This window comes from Natrinema versiforme JCM 10478 (genome assembly GCF_000337195.1).
Classification (GTDB): domain Archaea; phylum Halobacteriota; class Halobacteria; order Halobacteriales; family Natrialbaceae; genus Natrinema; species Natrinema versiforme.
Window position 1 is genome coordinate 98,939 of the sequence record NZ_AOID01000005.1, and the last position, 15,333, is coordinate 114,271.

General features: G+C 65.8%; 18 protein-coding genes. 9 read left to right on the top strand and 9 right to left on the bottom strand.

The features are described from left to right. Positions 1 to 130: 130 nt before the first annotated feature. Positions 131 to 418, bottom strand: a complete 288-nt coding sequence (locus C489_RS01355) for a hypothetical protein (protein ID WP_006429300.1) — start codon at positions 416 to 418, stop codon at positions 131 to 133. 190 nt (positions 419 to 608) lie between these two features. On the opposite strand from C489_RS01355, the gene C489_RS01360 reads away from it, so the two are divergent. Together C489_RS01360 and cofH are read left to right on the top strand one after the other, a co-directional pair. Next, complete coding sequence (locus tag C489_RS01360; RefSeq protein ID WP_006429301.1) at positions 609 to 1,406, top strand: alpha/beta fold hydrolase; 798 nt, start codon at positions 609 to 611, stop codon at positions 1,404 to 1,406. Between the two features lie 147 nt (positions 1,407 to 1,553). After that, complete coding sequence (gene cofH, locus C489_RS01365; RefSeq protein WP_006429302.1) at positions 1,554 to 2,936, top strand: 7,8-didemethyl-8-hydroxy-5-deazariboflavin synthase subunit CofH; 1,383 nt, start codon at positions 1,554 to 1,556, stop codon at positions 2,934 to 2,936. A gap of 295 nt (positions 2,937 to 3,231) precedes the next feature. Here the strand turns inward: cofH and C489_RS01370 are convergent, their stop codons facing one another. Next, the gene (locus C489_RS01370; protein ID WP_006429304.1) at positions 3,232 to 3,870 is read right to left on the bottom strand and encodes a cyclase family protein; all 639 of its coding nucleotides are present in this window, start codon (positions 3,868 to 3,870) and stop codon (positions 3,232 to 3,234) included. Positions 3,871 to 3,972: 102 nt separating this feature from the next. On the opposite strand from C489_RS01370, the gene C489_RS01375 reads away from it, so the two are divergent. Together C489_RS01375 and C489_RS01380 are read left to right on the top strand one after the other, a co-directional pair. Beyond that, on the top strand, positions 3,973 to 4,731 hold the full coding sequence (locus tag C489_RS01375) for an SDR family NAD(P)-dependent oxidoreductase (protein WP_006429306.1): 759 nt from the start codon (positions 3,973 to 3,975) through the stop codon (positions 4,729 to 4,731). A gap of 60 nt (positions 4,732 to 4,791) precedes the next feature. Next, positions 4,792 to 5,244, top strand: a complete 453-nt coding sequence (locus C489_RS01380) for a nucleoside deaminase (protein ID WP_006429308.1) — start codon at positions 4,792 to 4,794, stop codon at positions 5,242 to 5,244. 57 nt (positions 5,245 to 5,301) lie between these two features. Here C489_RS01380 and cofG read toward each other — a convergent pair whose 3' ends face one another. The 4 genes from cofG to C489_RS01400 form a co-directional block, all read right to left on the bottom strand. After that, complete coding sequence (gene cofG, locus C489_RS01385; protein WP_006429310.1) at positions 5,302 to 6,465, bottom strand: 7,8-didemethyl-8-hydroxy-5-deazariboflavin synthase subunit CofG; 1,164 nt, start codon at positions 6,463 to 6,465, stop codon at positions 5,302 to 5,304. 67 nt (positions 6,466 to 6,532) lie between these two features. Beyond that, entirely contained in the window at positions 6,533 to 7,252 is a 720-nt protein-coding gene (gene cofC / locus C489_RS01390) for a 2-phospho-L-lactate guanylyltransferase (RefSeq protein ID WP_006429313.1), read from the bottom strand. A 144-nt stretch (positions 7,253 to 7,396) separates the two neighbouring features. Further along, positions 7,397 to 8,581, bottom strand: coding sequence for a tubulin/FtsZ family protein (locus tag C489_RS01395; RefSeq protein ID WP_006429315.1), 1,185 nt, complete (start codon positions 8,579 to 8,581; stop codon positions 7,397 to 7,399). Positions 8,582 to 8,810: 229 nt separating this feature from the next. Then, positions 8,811 to 9,731 carry a complex I NDUFA9 subunit family protein gene (locus C489_RS01400; RefSeq protein ID WP_006429316.1) on the bottom strand — a complete coding sequence of 307 codons (921 nt, stop codon included), beginning with the start codon at positions 9,729 to 9,731 and terminating at the stop codon, positions 8,811 to 8,813. A gap of 112 nt (positions 9,732 to 9,843) precedes the next feature. Between C489_RS01400 and tmk the strand changes: the two genes are divergently transcribed. The 4 genes from tmk (at position 9,844) to C489_RS01420 (ending at position 11,915) form a co-directional block, all read left to right on the top strand. After that, positions 9,844 to 10,449 carry a dTMP kinase gene (gene tmk, locus C489_RS01405; RefSeq protein WP_006429318.1) on the top strand — a complete coding sequence of 202 codons (606 nt, stop codon included), beginning with the start codon at positions 9,844 to 9,846 and terminating at the stop codon, positions 10,447 to 10,449. Positions 10,450 to 10,543: 94 nt separating this feature from the next. Further along, complete coding sequence (locus C489_RS01410) at positions 10,544 to 10,774, top strand: Lrp/AsnC family transcriptional regulator (protein ID WP_006429320.1); 231 nt, start codon at positions 10,544 to 10,546, stop codon at positions 10,772 to 10,774. A gap of 137 nt (positions 10,775 to 10,911) precedes the next feature. Further along, entirely contained in the window at positions 10,912 to 11,685 is a 774-nt protein-coding gene (locus C489_RS01415) for a potassium channel family protein (RefSeq protein ID WP_006429322.1), read from the top strand. Beyond that, positions 11,685 to 11,915, top strand: a complete 231-nt coding sequence (locus C489_RS01420; protein WP_006429324.1) for an Lrp/AsnC family transcriptional regulator — start codon at positions 11,685 to 11,687, stop codon at positions 11,913 to 11,915. Before C489_RS01415 ends, C489_RS01420 begins: the two co-directional genes overlap by 1 nt. Before the next feature lie 729 nt (positions 11,916 to 12,644). Here the strand turns inward: C489_RS01420 and C489_RS01425 are convergent. Then, the gene (locus C489_RS01425) at positions 12,645 to 13,175 is read right to left on the bottom strand and encodes a DUF5813 family protein (protein ID WP_006429325.1); all 531 of its coding nucleotides are present in this window, start codon (positions 13,173 to 13,175) and stop codon (positions 12,645 to 12,647) included. A gap of 198 nt (positions 13,176 to 13,373) precedes the next feature. On the opposite strand from C489_RS01425, the gene C489_RS01430 reads away from it, so the two are divergent. Further along, positions 13,374 to 13,559, top strand: coding sequence for a hypothetical protein (locus tag C489_RS01430; protein WP_006429326.1), 186 nt, complete (start codon positions 13,374 to 13,376; stop codon positions 13,557 to 13,559). On the opposite strand, the gene C489_RS01435 is transcribed toward C489_RS01430, so the two are convergent. Continuing rightward, positions 13,537 to 13,926 (bottom strand): DUF7522 family protein, encoded by a 390-nt coding sequence (locus C489_RS01435; RefSeq protein ID WP_006429327.1) that lies wholly within the window; start codon positions 13,924 to 13,926, stop codon positions 13,537 to 13,539. The two genes, C489_RS01430 and C489_RS01435, sit on opposite strands and share 23 nt — an antisense overlap. Before the next feature lie 86 nt (positions 13,927 to 14,012). Next, the gene (locus C489_RS01440; RefSeq protein ID WP_006429328.1) at positions 14,013 to 15,305 is read right to left on the bottom strand and encodes an O-acetylhomoserine aminocarboxypropyltransferase/cysteine synthase family protein; all 1,293 of its coding nucleotides are present in this window, start codon (positions 15,303 to 15,305) and stop codon (positions 14,013 to 14,015) included. Positions 15,306 to 15,333: the final 28 nt, after the last annotated feature.

Consider the following 15,333-nt stretch of genomic DNA (forward strand, 5'->3'; position numbering starts at 1 on the left):
CGCTCCCGCAGTTCATATCCCAGTTGCCGTGGTCGGCCCCTAAGAAGGTTTCAGTATCGCGCGGACGACCGCGGTCGGCGGCGCGGAGGCTGTGCGACCCGCGTGCGAACCGACGGGCTCGGCCGCGCTTTCAGTCGTCCTCGACGGACGCGAGTAACTCCTCGGCGTCGCCCTGTAGCGATCCCTCGAGCCCGTCGTCGACGAGGTGGCGGAGGGCCGAATCGCACTGGGGCGTCGCCAGCGACTCGAGGGCCTGCCGGCGATACCGCTCGTCGATGTCCTCTTCGCGGACGAGCGCCGCGAGTTCGTCGCACTCGTTGGCCGTTTTCAGTTCGCGGATCGCATCCGCTCGCCGCTCCTCGTCGGCCCCCTCGTCGAGGGCGAGGTCGATGCACTCCGCCGGCGTCCGTGAGCTCATAGACCACCGTTCGCGGCCACCGCTGATAACTCCGTGACCTGCGTTCGACGGACGGGGCTCGAGACGGTCCGATGACGACGGGCCGGGGGACTGCCGCGACGCCGGTCCGTCCGCGGGTCCGCCAATTTTCGCGCTCTTCCTGTCCGTATCGGTGCACAAACCCGACACGGCTGGCTCCCCTCCGACACGTATGGAGATGAATCACATCCGTCGCGGCGACGGCGAGGCGCTGCTCCTCGTTCACGGGCTCGGCGGCAGCTGGCGGACGTGGACGCCGGTGCTCGAGGGACTGGCCGCCGAGCGCGAGGTGATCGCGGTGGACCTCCCGGGTCACGGCGAGACACCGCCGCTGCCCGGCGAGGTTTCCGTCGACACCCTCGCCGATGCCGTCGGCTCGTTTCTGACCGCGAACGATCTTGAGGGGGTCGACGTCGTCGGAAACTCGATGGGAGGACGGCTCGTCCTCGAACTCGCGCGTCGGGGCGACGTCGGCGCGACCGTCGCGCTCGATCCGGGCGGGTTCTGGACGGGCTGGGAACGGTACTTCTTCTACGCGACGCTGGCCCCGTCGATCCGGCTCGTTCGCGGGCTTCGGCCCGTGATGGATCGACTCATGGGCAGCGCCGTCGGCCGGACCCTGCTGCTGGCGCAGCTCTCGGCGCGCCCCTGGGACCTGCCCGCCGACGTCGCCCGCGAAGAGATGCGGACCTTCGCCGACTCGCCGTCGTTCGACGAACTGTTGCGGCGGTTGGCGTTCGGCCCCGGCCAGTCGGGAACGGCGTCGACGCCGGGACCGGTCGTGATCGGCTGGGGCCGCAAGGATCGAGTCACGCTCCCTCGGCAGGCCACCCGCGCCGCGAACCGATTCCCTAACGCGCGATTCTACTGGTTCGAGGACAGCGGTCACTATCCGCACTGGGATGCCCCCGAGGAGGCCACGCGGGTGATCCTCTCCGCCACGGCCCGCGAGGCGTTCGGCGAGTCGTGACGGCGAGACGCCGTCCCCGTCGGCGTGGAACGCGGCCGTGATCGAACACGGCTTGACCCGCACACACCGATCGACACGCCGACTCTTCGATCGGGCAAAATGAACGATCCATCACCCTTTTCTCGTTGTACTGGTATTGTTACGTCGATGGAGCGACCGGTGACCGAGGCCGACCTCACGTTTGATCACGTTCCCGAGACCGACCAGTCCTTCGAGAACGCACTGGCAAAGGCACGCGACGGCGAGCGACTCGCGGTCGACGACGCGATCGAGTTACTCACCACGGGGACCGAGAGTGAGGGGATCGACCGGAAACGCAAGGAGCGCGTGCTCGAGGCGGCCGATCGCCGCCGCGCCGAGCAGGTCGGCGAGGAGGTCACCTTCATCGCGAACCTGAACAACAACGTCACGACGGCCTGTAACGTGGGCTGTCTGTTCTGTAACTTCAAGGACGCCGCCCACACTTTCGAGACCGAGACGGAGATCGAGACGGCCGGCTTCACGAAGACGCCGGCGGAATCCCGCGAGATCGTCTCCGATGCGGTCGACCGAGGGATCTACGAGGTCACCTCCGTGTCGGGCCTTCACCCCGCGTTCGCGCTCGACGACGAACACCGGGAGATCCTCGATGATCACCCGAATCCGAAGGCGGTCAACTACAAGCCCCCCGAACGGTACGACACCAGCCCCGGCACCTACACGGACCAGATTTCGGCGATGAGCGTCGACGGCGTCCACGTCCACTCGATGACGCCCGAAGAGGCCTATCACGCCCGCCGCGGTACCGACTGGTCCTACGAGGAGGTCTACCGGCGGCTGAAAGACGCCGGACTCGACACCGTCCCCGGCACCGCGGCAGAGATTCTCGTCGAGGAAGTCCGCGAAGTCATCTGCCCCGGCAAGATCAGTACGGACGGCTGGCTCGAGGCCATGGAGGCCGCCGCGAACGTCGGACTCGGGATGACGGCGACGATCATGTACGGCCACGTCGAGAACGAGGCCCACCGCGCGCTGCACCTGAAACGGATTCGGGACCTCCAGGACCGGACGGGCAACATCACGGAGTTCGTCCCGCTCTCCTTTATCCACCAGAACACGCCACTGTTCGAACACGATGTCGTCTCGAGCGGGCCGAGCATCGACGAGGACGAACTGCTGATCGCCGTCTCACGACTGTTCCTCGACAACATCGACCACATCCAGTCCTCGTGGGTCAAGTACGGCGACGAGCAGGGGCTGAAGATGCTCAACTGCGGGGCCGACGACTACATGGGGACGATCCTCTCCGAGGAGATTACCAAACGCGCCGGCGGCGGCTTCGGCGAGTTCCGCTCGTTCGAGGACTACGCCGAGATGATCGCCTCGATCGGCCGTATCCCCGTCGAACGCTCGACCGACTACGAGCAGCGCCGCGTTATCGACCCCGACGACCCGCCCTTCGGCCCCCGACTCGGGCCGAAGGCCGACGGGACGCCGCTACTGACTCGAGCGGAGCGAGACGAACGCGATACCGTCCCCGCCGACGACTGATCGAAGCGCCGCGTCGCTCGGTCTCGAACTGAGTACGGATGATCACCCAGACAATAGCACGTCTCCATCGAGATTGATCAATCCTCTGCGGTGGCGCGCGCTGTCGACCGTCCGAACGACAGTGAGGGCGGGCGTCGATGCCGTGCGAGGGATGAGAGAGAGCGGAGTGACCGAACGAATCGGATGGGGAGGACGTGGCGATTCCCTGTTGCCACGATAGCAGGGTCTACCTCACCTCACGGTTACCACTGAGTGATTCGTGGACTCAGGTGAATCGAGATCCGCTCGAGGCACGCTATTCGTTCACGACGCCGACGGCCCGCACCGGCGACCCGTCGCCCGCGAGTGCCAGCGGATACGCCCGGAGTTCGAACCGATCCCCGACCGACTCGAGGGTCGTCAGATTCTCGAGGATCAACTGCTCGTCCCCGAGCAGGGCGTGGTGGGCCTGAAACCCCTCGGGCTCGTCCTCGCCGGCGTTGTCCGTCGGGGTCGGATCGGGGTTGAGCGCGTCCACGGCCACGTCGAGCCCCCGTTTGACGCACATCTCGGCCGCCGCCGGCGAGAGGTACGGATGCTCGAGGTAGCGGTCGGTGCCCCAGTGGGCGTCCCAGCCCGTCCAGAACGCGACGAGATCGGTGTCGCCGTCCGGTACCCGCGACGCGGGGATCGGATCGCGGGCCTCGAGATCACGGCAGTCGATCCGGACGGCGTCGAAGACGAACCGCTCGAGCGGGTAGGAATCGAGCGTCCGGCCGTCGGGTTCGGTGTGGGCGGGCGCGTCGACGTGGGTGCCGGTGTGGCTACCGCACTCGAGGCGCGAGACGCGAGCGCCGTCGTCCGCGTGGGTCGCATGGGTTCGAACGACGACCGCGGGGTCGCCGGGGTAGGTCTGCATCCCCGTTTCGATCGGCTGCGTGAGATCGACGTGCATACGGGAATGGCGTCGCTCGAGGGCCATAACCCTGTGCGAGCGCGGTCGCGGGTCACGGGACCGTATATCATGATTTATGATACTCCTCGACGACGTGTGTGTATGCGACTCGAAGGCAAGACGGCGTTTATCACGGGTGCGGGATCCGGCCTCGGGCGGGAAGCAGCACAGTTGTTCGCCGAGGAGGGCGCGACGATCGTCGCGGCCGACATCGATCTCGAGGGTGCCGAGGAAACGATCGCCCGCGTCGAGGACGCGGGGCAATCGGGCACCGCGCTCGAGTTGGATGTCCGGGACGCCGACGCGGTCCACGCGGCGGTCGACGAGGCGGTCTCGGAGTTCGGCCTCGACATCATGGTGAACAACGCGGGCGTGAGCCACGAGCGCGCGAAGATCGAGGAGATCGCCGAGAGCGAGCGCGACCGAGTCATGGACGTGAACGTCACGGGGGTCTGGAACGGCTGTCACGCCGTGATCCCCCACTTCAAGGAGCAGGGGTCGGGCGCGATCGTCAATACGGCGTCGCTGGCGGGCGTCATCGGCGCGCCGGAACTCGGCGCGTACTCGCTGTCGAAAGGCGCGGTCGTCAACTTCACGCGGACCGTCGCGGCAGAGGTCGGCCCGGCCGGCGTCCGGGCGAACGCGGTCTGTCCGGGCGTGACGGACACCGCGATGCCCCGAAAGAACCGGACCGAGGAGGAGTGGGAAGCAACCAAAGAGGAGATGGCCCGCCACTATCCACTCAAGCGCCTCGGCGAGCCCGAGGACATCGCCAACGCGATGCTGTTTCTGGCCAGCGACGAGGCCGACTGGATCACCGGGCAGGCGCTGGTCGTCGACGGCGGGTTCTCCTGTACGTAACGCCTCGCTCGAGTGCCCCTCGAGGGGAAGCGTTTCGGAATCAGCGGCCGAACGGCCGCTATGGCCACCGATGAATCCTACGTGCGGCAGGCGATCGATCTCGCGGAATCGGCGGTCGACCACGGCAACACGCCCTTCGGCTCCCTGCTCGTCGTCGACGACGAGGTTATCCGGACCGCGGAGAACACCACGCTGACCGACGACGATATCTCGGCGCATCCGGAGTTCAAACTGGCTCGGTGGGCCGCGAGCGACCTCGAGTCCGGCGAGCGCGCGGCCTGTACGATGTACACCAGCACCGAACCGTGTCCGATGTGTGCGAGCGCGATCGTCTACGCGGGACTCGGGCGAGTGGTTTATAGCGTCTCAGTGGATTCGCTCGCCGACGTGCGCGACGACGGCGTGATCGAAATCCCCTGCGAGGAAGTGGTCGACCGGGCGAACGGGTCGACGAGCGTGGACGGGCCGGTTCTCGAGGACGAGGGACTCGCGGTTCACGAGGACTACTTCTAGTCGAGTCGTTCGGAGACGGAGATTTCGCGTTGCCGGAAGGGCCCCGCTGCCGGTCGGTCAGTCGGCGGTAGCCGCCGTTTCGTCCCGGAGCACGGACCGGTAGCGCCGGCCGGCCGAACCGTCGCCGCCGAGCGCGTCCCGAATCGTCGGCGAGATCCACTCCCGGTCGCCGTCCGCGCCGTCGGCGAGGACGCCGTCGAACCCTGTCGTCCGCAGGTCCGCGGGCAGGAACCGCTCGTAGACGGGCAGCCGCTCGCCGAGTGGCACGCCCGCGTGGGCGGCGATCTCCTCGAGTTCGCGCAGCGCGGGCCACTTGTAGTCGGGGTTGATGTGGTCGTCGGTGACCGGCGAGACGCCGCCCAGATCGTCGACGCCGCAGTCGATCAGGTCCGTCGCGGGGGCGAGGTTCGGCGGGACCTGCACGGAGACCTCCTCGGGGAGCGCGACGCGGGCCATCGCCGTCACCTGCCGCATCGTCGCGAGATCCGGCGAGCCGTCCGACCAGCGCTCGTTGTCCATCACTGGCTGGACGATCACCTCCTGGATGTGGTCGTAGCGCTCGTGTAACTCGCGGATCGCCAGCAGGCTCTCCGCGCGGTCGCGCCAGTCCTCGCCGATCCCCACCAGAATTCCGGTCGTGAACGCCACGTCGAGCTCGCCCGCGTTTTTCAGGGTCCGCAGCCGCTGGCCGGGCACCTTGCGCCGCGGCCCCGCGTGTGCGCCCACTTCCGCGGTCGTCTCGAGCATCACGCCCATGCTGGCGTTGACGTCCGCGACGGCCGCCATCTGTTCGCGGGTCTGATCGCCCGGGTTCGCGTGGGGGAGCAACCCCTCCTCTAAGGCGACCTCGCAGGCCGCCCGCAGGTAGGTGTGGATCGAGTCGTGGCCCCATTCCTCGAGTTGGGCGTGAATCTCGGTGTAGCGGTCGTCGGGGTCGTCGCCGAAGGTAAACAGCGCCTCCGTACAGCCGGCGTCGGCACCGCGCCGGCAGATATCACGGACCTCCTCGAGCGAGAGCAGTTCGGCCTGTCCCGGCGGGTCGAAGTACGTACAGTAGGTACAGGTGTAGCGACAGGCCGTGGTAAGCGGGATGAAGACGTTTCGGGAAAAGGTCAGCGACGGCGGTGCCGCGACGTCGCTCGGACTGGCCGCTAACAGCTCCTCGACGGCTCCGTCATCGACCGCGATATCGACGCCGTACTCGCTCGCCCCGGGAAACATTACCTCTGGATGTCGTCGCTCGGCACATAAGGCCTTCCTTCGCCGCGGTCGCCTCGAGTGCGATCGGTCACTTCGTCGCGCGATCCTCGCTCCGTGCGATGCCGACGCGACCGTCTCGACCGTCGAGTTCGAACCCCATCTCGCGGAGCCGAGCGGGGGCGCGGTCCCCCTCGCGGCCGTGGACGAGCACCTCGACGAGATCCGCCGGTTCGTCGATATCGGTCGCCAGCCGGAACGAGTCGATCGTCTCGAGGGTGGCACCGACCTCGCGGGCGATCTCGCGGTGGTCGAGATACGAGGTGCCGTGGTAGTCCACGCGAAACTCGGGATGGCGGACGACGAGCGCGTTCGTCCCGCCGCCCCGACCAGGTGCGATCGCGACATCTGCCGACGCGGACAGGAGCCTCTCGAGCGCGTCAGGGGTCGCCAGCGCGAGGTCGGCCATGACGACGGCGACGGGGTCGGGAGCGGCAGTCGCGTCGTCGCTCTCGGTTTCACCCTCGTCCCCGTCAGTCTCCAGCACCGGGAGCCGCGCGTTGACCGCGTCGGTCAGCGATCGGTTGTCGACCGCGATCGACGTTGACGCGGCGATGTCACTCGAGAGGTCGAGAGCATCGAGTGCGAGCGGCGCGGTCGAGACGACCGTCGGCTCGTGACCCGCGTCGACGATCGCACGCAGGACGTCCGCGAGCATGGCGCGGGCGACTGTCGATCGCTCGGCCGGCGTGAGCGCTGACTCGAGGCGAGTCTTCGGCGTCTCGGCGGCGAACGGGACCACGACGCGCATCTGAATCTGGTTGCGATAGTCCGGGCGCGCTCAAAAACACGTCGGAGTGTCACCGATTCCCCACGAGCACGCGTCTGCTCAGATCTCGTGCCCCCCGACACGAGTGCGACCACTCGCGATGTCGAATACCGAAAGCGCGGCGGGTTAGAACAGCGGCTCGAGTTCGTCCTCGTCGTCTTCGACGAGTTCCTCGAGGTTCTCTTCGCTTTCCTGCTGGATGTCGTCGATGTTGTCCTGTGCCTCGATGGCCACCTGCTGTAGGCGCTTGATCCGGGGGACGTTCGTCACGCCGGAGAGCAAGATCGCCGCGGCCACCTCGGGCTCCTCTCGCGGGAAGTCGCCACCGCGAACTTCCATGCTTCCCGTTTCCTCCTCGAGCCACTTGCGGCCGCGTTCGATGCCTTTCCGGTTCAGGTACTCCGAGGGACCGGAGAGCACGAGCAGCGCCCGCTCGGTGCCTTCGATCTCGCAGGGCAGCGTGAGCCGGCCGAGCGCGGCCTTGCGGACGAGGCTCGTGATGCGGTTCGTCGTGTTCGCGGCGTCGAGGTCGTCGTCTGCGCCGCCACCGTCATCGCCGGTGAATCGCGAGAGGAGGCCGCCGCCGGAGTTCAGTTCGACCTCCTCGCTCGCGAAGCCGACGGTCGAGACACCACCACCGGAAAGCGTGTTGATAATCTCCGAAGAGTCGACGACGCTCTCGGCGACTTCCTGTCCGTCGCCGACTTCACCGGCACCGAAGAGGATGCCGAAGCGACGGACGATCTCCTCGTTGATCTGCTCGTAGCCGCCCTCGACGGACTCGCCGGTCTGTCGCCAGGAGTCGTTGTCGAAGACGAGCAGGTTGTCGACCTCGCGGACGAACGTCTGGAACGATCGCGCCGCATTGAGCGTGTAGATCCCGCCTTCGTCCGTACCCGGCAGGACGCCGAGCCCGTAGACGGGGATCGTGTAGATTCGCTTGAGGTGTTTCGCGAGGACCGGCGCGCCGCCCGATCCCGTGCCGCCGCCCATCCCGGAGACGATCAGGAAGGCGTCGACTTCGTGGGTCGGGATCTGGTCGATGGCGTTTTGGACCTCGTCGATGTCCTCCTCGGCGACTTCCGCGCCGAGTTCGTTGTCAGCACCCACGCCGTGGCCCTTTACTCGGGCCTGGCCGATGAGTACGCGGTTCTCCTGTGGAATATTGTCGAGACCGATGAGGTCCGCTTTCGCGGAGTTGACGGCGATTGCCGCCCGGACGATTCCGCTGCCCGTCCGATCGTCGTAATCGAGGAATCGATCGACGATTTTCCCACCGGCCTGTCCGAATCCGATCATCGCCAACTTCATTATTTGTCAGGGGGCTCCGTTGAATTGGTACAGTGCGATGGAGGATATAAGTCTTGTGCTAAACTGACTTTCTCCTGTTCCGTATGATCGGGGACAATCGCAGGACGGAAGCGGTATTCAACCATTACTTTCGCTCCCGTAATCGTCGTTTACTCGACCTGTGGATGTTTTTTATGTTACGTTTCTCTCTCGAGTGCAAGCGACACGAGACTCGAGTCCGTGGCCGAGATCATGCCGTTTCTGCCGGTTTCTCCCGGTGGCGGGTCCCCTCGAGACCGAGATACGAACCGAGCGTCCGCAACGCCACCGGGTCGCGGCCGAACGCGGTCACGTCGTTGTCGGCGACGGTGTTGTCGAACTCGAGCGAGCGGCCCTGATCGGGGCCAAAGGGAACGAAGGGCAGCGAGTCGACCGCCGAGAGGCCGAGTTTCGCCACCCCCATCGGGATCGGGACGATCGTGACATCCTTGCCGTCGGCCGCGTAGACCAGTTCCGTCACGTCCGCGAGCGTGGCGATCTGCGGGCCGCCGATCTCGTAGGTTTCGCCGACGTGGGCGTCGTCTTCAAGCGCGGCCGCAAGCATCGGGACGAGGTCGCCGACCCAGATGGGCTGGAACCGGGTCTTTCCGCCGCCCGGGAGCCCCGTCACGTACGGCGTCGTCAGCGTCTTCGTGAACTCGACGAACTCGCCGCCGTCGCCGAAGACGACCGACGGGCGGATGATCGTCCACTCGAGCGCGGACTCCCTGACCACCGCTTCGGCCTTCCCTTTGGCGCGGATGTAGCCCGTGTTGCCGTCGGGGTCGGCACCGAGCGCGCTCAGTTGGAGGAATCGATCGACGCCGGCGGCCTCGGCGGCGCGGACGAGATTTTCCGTGCCCTCGAGATGAACTTCCTCGTGGCTCGTTCCCTCGGGCGGTTTGTACAGCGGCGAGAGCGAGACGAGGTTCACGACGGCGTCGTGGCCGACGATGGTGTCGGCGATCGAATCGTAGGCGCTGACGTCGCCCATGGCCGACTCGACGCCGTCGGGGAGGCCGGTGTCGTCCGGAGACCGCGACAGCGCCGTCACCTCGTGGCCGCGCTCGGCCAGTTCTTCGCAGAGATTCGTTCCGATGAACCCGGTGCCGCCGGCGACGAGGATCTTCATACTCGAGAGATGCAGGTACAGCGATAAATAGGTGTGCGGCTACACTGTTCGGTGTGGCCGGCGTTCGACGGATTGTATTACATCTAAATAGTGGACTCTCCGAGGTGGGACCATGCTCGTCACGCTCGAGGGACTGGACGGCAGCGGCAAGACGACGGTCTGGGAGGCCGTACACGAGCGCTATACCGAGGCCGTGTTCACGCGGGAACCGACGGACGATTCCTGGTACGGCGACGCCGTCTACCGCTCGATCGAGGACGACGACGCCGACCCGCTGGCGGAACTCTTCCTCTACACCGCCGACCACGCCGACCATCTCTCGCGCGTGATCGAACCCGCCCTCGAGCGCGGCGACCTCGTCATTTCGGACCGGTACTCCGACTCCCGCTTTGCCTATCAAGGCGCGACGCTCGCGGCGGCCGAGAACCACGACCTCGAGAACCCGCTCGAGTACGTCGTCGACATCCACGACCCGTTCTCGATCACTCCCGATCTGACGATCTACCTCGACCTCGACCCGGAGACCGCCGCCACCCGCGCGGGGACGACGAACAAGTTCGAGCGGGCCGAATACCTCGAGTCGGTCCGTGACAACTACGAGCGGCTGATCGAACGCGATCCCGACCGATTCGTCCGCGTCGATGCAACGCAGTCGCCGGACGCGGTGCTCGAGTCGGTGACGGACGCGCTCGCGGCGGCGGTATCCGACTCGAGCTAATCACGGCCAGCGGTCCGGTTCCTGCTCGTGACGCGCTCTCCGACCGCCGGTTCGGGCAAAGGCTTTAGTCGTGACAGAGCATACCACACGTCCGATGGTCCACGCGTTCATCATGGTGAAGACGGCCGCCGGAAAGTCCGAGGGGCTGCTCGCGGAGATCGACGGCCTCGAGTCGGTCGCCGACGCCCACATTGTCGCGGGCAACTACGACATCATCGCCGAGGTCGACGCGCCGGAGGTCTACGACGTGCTCCAGACCGTCTCCTCGAGCCTGCAGGGACTCGGCGGCGTCACCGAGACGAAGACGTACATCGCGATGGGCTAGGGAGACCGAGACCGCGCAGCTACCCGCGTCTCGCCTGATTCTCCGTCGCCGCTCTCGGCGCTCGAGCGATGACATTGTATCCAATACCATGGTAGCCGGGCGCAACCTTATTCACCGGGGCGAGCGTACCCCAGTGCATGCGGTTCGTGATTATCGGGGCTGGCCGGGTCGGCTTGCGCACAGCACGCGTCTTGCGTGATGAGGACCACGAGGTGACGATGGTCGAACGCGACGAGCCGACGCGCAGACGGGCCCGCGACCAGGGCTTTACCGTCATCGACGGCGACGGCTCCCGCGAGGACATCCTCGAGGAGGCCGGCGTCGAGACGGCCGACGCCGTCGGCGCGCTGACCGGCGACCTCAACGTCAACTTCACCGCCTGCATGATCGCCAACCACTACGGCTGTCGGACGGTCATGCGGATCGATGAGGCCTACCGCGAGGGCATCTACCGCAAGTACGCCGATCAGGTCGACGAGATCATCTACCCCGAGCGACTCGGCGCGATCGGCGCGAAAAACGCCCTGCTTGGCGGGACGATCCGCGCTATCGCCGACATCGCCCCGCACCTGCAGGTCGTCGAACTCACGATCACCGACGCGGCCCCCGTCAACGGCTACACGATCAGCGAACTGCAGCTGCCCGCCGACGCGACCCTCCTCGCCTTTGGCAAGCGCGACCAGCCCCTCGGCGTTCCGACCGAAGACCTCTCGCTCGAGGACGGCGACCGGCTCGTCGTCCTCGCCGACTTCGATGTCCTGAGCGAGGTGCGCCAACTGTTGGTCGGCGAAACGGCGACCAAAGCGGCCGCGAACGCGGGCACGGGCTCGAGTTCGGCGGCGACGGAGCTCTTGGAGGGTGAAACGGAAACGGATTCGGAGATCGACTCCGACACCGGAGGTGTCAACTGATGGTTACCGCGTTTATCATGATCAAGGCGAACACGGGCGAGGCGGATCGGCTCAGAGACAGCATCGAATCCATCGACGGCGTGCAGTCGGCCCACATCGTCGCGGGCGATGTCGACCTCATCGCGAAGACGCAGGTCGAGACGCCGGCCGCAGTCAAGGAGATCGCGGCGACCCATATTCAGGCCATCCAGGGCGTCGAGGACACGCAGACGTATATTGCGATGGATTAAGAACGAAATTTTCCTCTGCGGTCTATCGCGAGCGAAGCGCTGAGCGCTTCGCTCGCGATGTCCCTCGGCAAAATTTCGATCAAAAGCACTCCTCCTTCCGTTCCGAGCGCAAAGCGCTCTCCACATCAGTCGTCGGCCCGCTCGCTCGTTTCACTCGCTCGCGGTCGGCGACTTGCAACGGCCTGCCCTCCCCCGGGGTGCACGGCTCTCGCGTCTGCCCGAGCCGCGCTCCCGGCCACAGCGGTCGTTTGATAGTCCAACACTAGAACTTATCAACCAAGTAGACTACCTTCCAAATATGGTACAGAGACAACACAAAGCAATTCTTGGAGTCGCGATGGTTCTGTTGGGGCTCGTTCAGGCAGGTTCGTATTTCGTAGATAGCGAATGGCAGTTCGCCGTGTTCGGTCTCTTATACGCTTGCATCGGAATAGGGTATCTCTGGGCTGAGGTCTATACTGCTGGTGGGTAGTTGCAACCGGCGCAACGAATGATGGACTCCCACTAATGTTGCATCAGAAATCGAACAGTTCGGAGAACCTGAGCGCCGCTGTTCACCGAGCGCTTCGCGTTCGGGCCGACGAGCGACCACTGGGAGCGAGGAAGGCTTTTAATCGAATTTTTGTCGAGGTGCGCCGCAGACGTACCCGTGGTTCGAAAGACGCCTCTGGTGTCTTTCGTCATCACGAGAGAGCGAAGCTCTCTCGAACGACAGCGCAAAACTTCGTTTTAGAGCGGCATGCCGCCGCTGCTGCCGTCGCCGTCCGCGGCCTGCTGACCTCTGTCCTGGGCGTTCTCGAGCAGCGTCGCCGCTTCCCCTTGATAGTCGTAGCCGGGGATGATCCCCTGTGCGAAGGTGCCTTCGACGAATTCGATCAGGGCCTTGGCGTCGGCGACGCCCTCGCCGGCGTCCCACGCGGTGTACGCGAGGCGGACGCGGACTTCGTCGGCGTCGCGTTCGACGACCGGGTCGTCGTGAGTGCTCGTCTGTGCGACGGTGAAGACGTCCGCGAGCCGGCGCTCGAGGGTTTCGAACCAGCCGTTTTCGACGGGATCGGCGACGACTTCGTCCGCGACGGCGGCGTCGAGCGTCGGGAGGAAAACGGTGACGTGGAATCGGCCGTCGCGGTTGCCCTCGGCGTCCTCGGCCTCGATCGCGGTGTCGAAGACGGTCGTCGTGAGGGCGTAGCCGTCGTCGGTCCGGTCGAACGCGTCGTGGGACTCGAGTTCGCGCGCGATGGGGTCTGGAAGCTCGCTCATTGTCGACCCAACGGGCGTGGCGGAAAAGGGTGTTACGTTGTTCTGACTACAGAGCGGTCGGGTCGGAGGAAACCGCTACAGCGTGGATATCACGCGCAGTTCTCGAGGGTTTCGAGGGGACCGTTTCGCGGGGAAGTAACGAGTTTCTACCGGAAACGGCCCCCATTACTACAAGGGAACCCGTCCTCTCTCGACGGCATGAGTCTGGACAGACACGCCGCGGAACGCCGTCGCTTCGCTCGCCTCCTCGGAACGGACGGCGACCACGGTTCCGGCCTGCCGATCGGCGGGCGGGACGCCGACGAGGAGGCGGACGACCGAGACGCGGTCGACGATGACGACCGCTCGAGCGACGACGCAGCTACGACGCCTGCCGATCGGTGAGGAACGAGTCGAGTGCCGTCGCGACTTCTTCGAAGTCTTTGACCGTCAGCCCGTCCGTCGTGGCGAAGACGCCTTCGCTGTCGTTTGTCACGCGGATGAGAAAGCCGTTCTCGAAGACCCGAATCGTGTAGTCGTAGGAACCGAGTTCCGACCCTTCGTAGGCCGTCTGCGTGGTCTTGAAGCCGCGCCACTCGTGGCCGATGAACGTCGAGAGATCGGCGTCGCGCTCGAGGTCGTCGCGGAGGTAGAGCTGCTCGAAGTCGTCGCGCGTGAAGTACGTGACCGAACGGAGGCTGTCGCCGATGGCCGTTCGACAGGTCGCGACGATCTGCTCCGCCGCCTCTGACGTGAGTATCCCAGTCGGCATACGCGACCAGTTGGTCTCCGCGAACTTAACCGCGAGGGCTACTCACAGCGCGCTGGAATAGCCGTAAGCGATCGAGTGGGGGCGAACTACACGTGCTCGATCGCCCGGTCGAGATCCGCGATCACGTCGTCGACGTCCTCGATCCCGACCGAGAGGCGCACGAGGTCGTCGGTGACGCCGCTGGCCAGCTTCTCCTCCTCGGTGAGTTGCTGGTGGGTCGTGCTCGCGGGGTGGATGATCAGCGTCTTCGCGTCGCCGACGTTCGCGAGCAGGCTCGTGAGGTCGACCTCGTTACAGACCGTCTCGGCGGCGTCGTAGCCGTCCTCGAGGCCGAACGTAATCATGCCGCCGTAGCCGCCCTCGAGGTAGTGCTGGGCGTTCTCGTGGGTCTCGTGGCTCTCGAGGCCGGGGTAATTGACCCAGGAGACCTTCGAGTGCTCCTCGAGGTACTCCGCGACGGCCATCGCGTTGTCACAGTGTTTCTCCATGCGCAGGGGCAGGGACTCGAGTTTCTGCAGCGTGACCCACGCGTCGAAGGGGGCCTGCTGGTTGCCCAGATCGCGCAGGCCGCGGGTACGGGCGACGACCGAGAAGGCTGCATCGCCGAAGGTTTCCTGGAAGTTCACGCCGTGGTAGGCCGGGTTCGGCTCGGTGATCTCGGGGTAGTCGCCGTCCTCCCATGGGAACGAGCCGCCGTCGACCAGGATCCCGCCGACGGTCGATCCCGCGCCGTGGATCCACTTGGTCGTCGAGTTCCAGACGAGGTCCGCGCCGTGTTCGAGCGGTCGGCACAGATACGGCGTCGCGAAGGTGTTGTCGACGAACAGCGGCACGTCGTGGTCGTGGGCGATGTCGGCGATCCGTTCGATGTCCGGGGTCACGAGCGCGGGGTTGCCGATCGTCTCGAGGTGGACGAAGGCGGTGTCGTCGTCGATGGCCTCGGCGTAGGCCTCGTAGTCGAGCGTATCGACGAACTTCGTCTCGATCCCGCGCTTTTCGACGGTGTGGGTGAGGTAGGTGTAGGTCCCGCCGTACAGCGACGACGAGGAGACGATGTTGTCGCCGACTTCGGCGAGGATGAACGTCGCGAGGTCGAACGCGGCCATTCCCGATGAGGTGGCGAGCGCCCCGACGCCGCCCTCCAGCGTCGCGATGCGCTCCTCTAACATCGCGTTCGTCGGGTTCATGATCCGCGAGTAGATGTTGCCCGCCTCTTCCAGTCCGAACAGCGCGGCGGCGTGGTCCGTGTCCTCGAACTGGTAGGAGGTGGTCTGGTACAGCGGCGGCGCGCGGGCACCCGTCGTCGGATCGGGCTCCTGGCCGGCGTGGACGCTGTTCGTGGCGAATCGGTGTCCGTCGGAATCCGAATCGTCGCTCATACCCGCAGATCAAACGGGAGCTGGTAAA

What these genes read in the sequence shown, in the direction of transcription:
- C489_RS01355 (WP_006429300.1), bottom strand. Translation starts at nt 418, where the DNA reads ATGAGCTCACGGACGCCGGCGGAGTGCATCGACCTCGCCCTCGACGAG.
- C489_RS01360 (WP_006429301.1), top strand. Translation starts at nt 609, where the DNA reads ATGGAGATGAATCACATCCGTCGCGGCGACGGCGAGGCGCTGCTCCTC.
- cofH (WP_006429302.1), top strand. Translation starts at nt 1,554, where the DNA reads ATGGAGCGACCGGTGACCGAGGCCGACCTCACGTTTGATCACGTTCCC.
- C489_RS01370 (WP_006429304.1), bottom strand. Translation starts at nt 3,870, where the DNA reads ATGCACGTCGATCTCACGCAGCCGATCGAAACGGGGATGCAGACCTAC.
- C489_RS01375 (WP_006429306.1), top strand. Translation starts at nt 3,973, where the DNA reads ATGCGACTCGAAGGCAAGACGGCGTTTATCACGGGTGCGGGATCCGGC.
- C489_RS01380 (WP_006429308.1), top strand. Translation starts at nt 4,792, where the DNA reads ATGGCCACCGATGAATCCTACGTGCGGCAGGCGATCGATCTCGCGGAA.
- cofG (WP_006429310.1), bottom strand. Translation starts at nt 6,465, where the DNA reads ATGTTTCCCGGGGCGAGCGAGTACGGCGTCGATATCGCGGTCGATGAC.
- cofC (WP_006429313.1), bottom strand. Translation starts at nt 7,252, where the DNA reads ATGCGCGTCGTGGTCCCGTTCGCCGCCGAGACGCCGAAGACTCGCCTC.
- C489_RS01395 (WP_006429315.1), bottom strand. Translation starts at nt 8,581, where the DNA reads ATGAAGTTGGCGATGATCGGATTCGGACAGGCCGGTGGGAAAATCGTC.
- C489_RS01400 (WP_006429316.1), bottom strand. Translation starts at nt 9,731, where the DNA reads ATGAAGATCCTCGTCGCCGGCGGCACCGGGTTCATCGGAACGAATCTC.
- tmk (WP_006429318.1), top strand. Translation starts at nt 9,844, where the DNA reads ATGCTCGTCACGCTCGAGGGACTGGACGGCAGCGGCAAGACGACGGTC.
- C489_RS01410 (WP_006429320.1), top strand. Translation starts at nt 10,544, where the DNA reads ATGGTCCACGCGTTCATCATGGTGAAGACGGCCGCCGGAAAGTCCGAG.
- C489_RS01415 (WP_006429322.1), top strand. Translation starts at nt 10,912, where the DNA reads ATGCGGTTCGTGATTATCGGGGCTGGCCGGGTCGGCTTGCGCACAGCA.
- C489_RS01420 (WP_006429324.1), top strand. Translation starts at nt 11,685, where the DNA reads ATGGTTACCGCGTTTATCATGATCAAGGCGAACACGGGCGAGGCGGAT.
- C489_RS01425 (WP_006429325.1), bottom strand. Translation starts at nt 13,175, where the DNA reads ATGAGCGAGCTTCCAGACCCCATCGCGCGCGAACTCGAGTCCCACGAC.
- C489_RS01430 (WP_006429326.1), top strand. Translation starts at nt 13,374, where the DNA reads ATGAGTCTGGACAGACACGCCGCGGAACGCCGTCGCTTCGCTCGCCTC.
- C489_RS01435 (WP_006429327.1), bottom strand. Translation starts at nt 13,926, where the DNA reads ATGCCGACTGGGATACTCACGTCAGAGGCGGCGGAGCAGATCGTCGCG.
- C489_RS01440 (WP_006429328.1), bottom strand. Translation starts at nt 15,305, where the DNA reads ATGAGCGACGATTCGGATTCCGACGGACACCGATTCGCCACGAACAGC.